We start from the raw sequence: 3,218 nt of genomic DNA, 5'->3' as shown, positions 1-3,218 counted from the left end.
GAGTTCTTCTCGATCCTGGGTGCCTCGGGGGCCGGCAAGTCGACGCTGCTCAAGTCGGTCGCCGGCATCGTCCAGCCTGACCGGGGCCGGGTCCTGATTGATGGCCATGACGTGACGAAGCGGCCGATCCAGGACCGCAACGTTGCGATGGCATTCGAGAACTACAGCCTCTACCCGCAGATGAAGGTCTACGAGAACATCGCCTTCCCGCTGCGGGCACCCACGCGGCCGCGCCGGCTGTCGCCGGCCGAGGAGCGGGCTAAGGTCACCCACGTCGCCACCATCCTCGGCATCGAACCCTATCTCGACCGACTGCCCGGCCAGCTTTCCGGCGGGCAGCGCCAGCGCGTATCGCTCGCCCGCGCCATGGTCCGCGCGCCCAACGTGTTCCTGCTGGACGAGCCGCTGGCGCACCTGGACGCCAAGCTGAAGTTCCAGACCCGCACCCGGCTGAAGCAGCTGGCCGTCGAGATCGGCGCCACCACGCTCTACGTCACCCATGATTTCCGCGAGGCGCTCTCGCTCTCCGACCGCATCCTGATACTGCGCCAGGGCCGGATCGAGCAGATCGGCACGCCCAAGCAGATCTACCACGCCCCGGCCACCGACTTCGTGGCGGCACTGGTCGGCGACCCGCCGATGAACCTGATCGATGGGCGCGTCGCGCGTGCAGGCGGCCGGCTGCGCTTCGAGGTCGAGGATGCGCCGGTGCCGATCGTGATCGACCTGCCGGCCGATGGGGCCACCGACCGGATCGGCGGCGAGGGCACGGTGCGGCTCGGTTGCCGGCCGGGCGACCTCCGGATCGCACCCGATGACGGGAACGCGATCCGCCTGCCCATCTACGCGATCGAGCACAGTGCCGAGGCCTCGCTGCTCAGCTTCAGCCTGGGCCATGACCGGATCATCCAGGCGCAGGTGCCGGGCCGCGTCGACGCGCGAGCAGGCGAGCCGGTGCCGATCGGCTTTCCGGCCGACCGGCTGTTCCTGTTCCGCAAGTCCTTCGAGCTCGGCGAGGTATGAGGCCGTGAAGTCGGTGTCGCTGCACGACGTGCGCAAGAGCTATGGTGGCGTGGACGCGGTCAAGGGCATCAGCTTCGAGGTGGCCAAAGGCGAGTTCATGGGCATCCTGGGCCCGTCGGGGTGCGGCAAGAGCTCGACGCTCCGGATGATCGCCGGGCTTGAGGACATCACGTCGGGGGAGCTGCGCTTCGACGGCGTGGTCGTGAACGAGCTGTCGCCCAAGGATCGCGGCATCGGCATGGGCTTCGAGAACTATGCCCTCTACCAGCCGCTGACCGTGCGCGAGAACATCGCCTTCCCGCTGGAGGCGCGCGGGGTGTCGCGGGCGGAGATCGCCCCCCGTGTCCAGAAGATGGCGAAGCTCATGGAGGTCGAGGACGTGCTCGACCGCAAGCCCTACGAGCTGTCCGGCGGCCAGCAGCAGCGGGTCTCGCTGGCGCGTGCGCTGGTGCGGGACCCGAGCGTGCTGCTGCTCGACGAGCCGCTGTCGCACATGGACCGCCATGCCCGTGTCCGCCTGCGCGCGCGCATCCGCCACATCCATGACGCGATCGGCGCCACCTCGATCTATGTCACCCACGATCAGGAAGAGGCGGTGGCCCTGTGCGACCGGGTGGCCGTGATGAATTTCGGCGACCTGCAGCAGATCGGCTCGGTCGAGGAACTGTGGCACCGGCCGAAGAACCGGTTCGTCGCGGGCTTCCTCGGCCAGCCGGCCATGAACTTCATTCCGGCCGTGACGGTGGACCGCCGTCGCCTGCGCTTCGAGGTCGAGGGCCAGCCGACCATCGAGGTGCGCCAGACCCTGCCGGAGCCGGGCAGGCGGGTCACCTTCGGCATCCGGCCCGAGCATGTCCGGATCGACGGCGAGGATGCGACGATTCCCGGCCGGGTGGTGCTGGTGGAGATGGAGGGCGACGTCGACGTCATCACGATCGATGTCGGCGGCATCGAGCTCAAGACCCGCACCGGCGCGCACCGGGCCCTTGCACCGGGCGACCAGGTGCGGCTCGCCTTCCCGGCCGAATCCCGCCACGTCTTCGACGGCGAGGACGACGCCGCACCGGCGCTGAGCTGATCCGGTTCAGCGCTGCCTGAACCACTGGGCAGCGAGCGTCAGGTCGGCCCGGGACAGGCCGTGGCCGACCGGCAGGACCCGGTGCTCGACGGCAGCACCTGCGTCGCTCAACTGGACTGCCAGCCGCACCGCATTCTCTTGCGGGACGATCGGGTCGACAGCACCGGAAAGCAGCAGAACTGGCTTGTCATCCAGGCTTGCCTCGGGCGGCTCGGCCAGCGGCACCATGGCCCGGATCAGGACCGCACCCGCCAGGGTGGCAGGATGCAGGAGCAGGGTCGCGGCGGCGATGTTGGCACCGTTCGAGAAGCCCAGCGCGATCGGCGCTGCCAGCCCGTAGGCCGCGCGTGCCTCGGCCACGAAGCCGGCCAGCTCGCCGGCGCGGTGGCGCAGGTCCGCCTCGTCGAACACGCCTTCCGCCAGCCGGCGGAAGAAGCGCGGCATGCCGTGCTCCAGCACCTTGCCGCGCGGCGAGAGCAGGGCGGAACCGGGTGCTACAGCCCGGCCGAGCGGCAGGAGGTCGGTCTCGTCGCCGCCGGTGCCGTGCAGCAGCAGGACCGGCGGCCGGCCAGGCACCGTGCCCGGCTCGAACCGATGGAGGAAGGACAGTTCGGTCATCGAATCGGCTCCTGTCAGTCGATGTCCGGCAGCAGGGCCTCGAGTTCCGCCCGGCGCCCACGCACGAAGCGCGGCAGTTGCAGGCCGGAGCCCAGCGCTTCCGGCGTCTCGTCGATGGCAAAGCCCGGGACGTCGGTCGCGATCTCGAAGATCGTGCCGCCGGGGGCGCGGAAATAGACCGAGCGGAAATAGTCGCGGTCCTTCTGCTCGGTCGCAGCGATCCCGTGGTGCTGCGCCAGCTTGGCGACCATGGCCGCCTGCTCGGCATCGTCGGCGGCGCGGAAGGCGACATGATGCACCGAGCCGCCGCCTATCCGTGCCGGCAGGAAGCCCGGCACCACATGGATGTCGACGATTCCGCCGATCGGGTTGCCCGGCACCTGGAAGCGCACCAGCGACCCCTCGCGCTCGCCCTTCTCAAAGCCCAGCACATCGGTCAGCACCGCCCCCGTCGCGGCATCGTCCTCCAGAAGGAGGCGGACGCCGTGCATGCCGCGGA

At 69.8% G+C, this 3,218-nt stretch carries 4 protein-coding genes; 2 read left to right on the top strand and 2 right to left on the bottom strand.

Annotated elements, in window-relative coordinates:
- Together EQG76_RS13260 and EQG76_RS13255 are read left to right on the top strand one after the other, a co-directional pair.
- A partial coding sequence (locus EQG76_RS13260) for an ABC transporter ATP-binding protein (RefSeq protein ID WP_159714052.1) occupies positions 1–1,023 on the top strand: 1,023 nt, incomplete at its 5' end.
- 4 nt (positions 1,024–1,027) lie between these two features.
- Positions 1,028–2,101 (top strand): ABC transporter ATP-binding protein, encoded by a 1,074-nt coding sequence (locus tag EQG76_RS13255; RefSeq protein WP_159714050.1) that lies wholly within the window; start codon positions 1,028–1,030, stop codon positions 2,099–2,101.
- Between the two features lie 6 nt (positions 2,102–2,107).
- Here the strand turns inward: EQG76_RS13255 and EQG76_RS13250 are convergent, their stop codons facing one another.
- Together EQG76_RS13250 and EQG76_RS13245 are read right to left on the bottom strand one after the other, a co-directional pair.
- A complete protein-coding gene (locus EQG76_RS13250; RefSeq protein WP_159714048.1) occupies positions 2,108–2,719 on the bottom strand; it encodes an alpha/beta hydrolase in 612 nt (203 codons plus the stop codon).
- A gap of 14 nt (positions 2,720–2,733) precedes the next feature.
- On the bottom strand, positions 2,734–3,218 hold a 485-nt coding region (locus tag EQG76_RS13245), incomplete at its 5' end, for a VOC family protein (protein WP_200840790.1).

Origin of the sequence: Geminicoccus flavidas (assembly GCF_009806515.1) — a bacterium.
Classification (GTDB): Bacteria; Pseudomonadota; Alphaproteobacteria; order Geminicoccales; family Geminicoccaceae; genus Geminicoccus; species Geminicoccus flavidus.
Note: the sequence above shows the minus strand (reverse complement) of the source record. Positions and strands in the feature narration are given on the sequence as shown.

Bases quoted from the DNA above. Each gene is read 5' to 3' on its own strand.
- EQG76_RS13250 (WP_159714048.1), bottom strand. From the start codon at position 2,719: ATGACCGAACTGTCCTTCCTCCATCGGTTCGAGCCGGGCACGGTGCCT.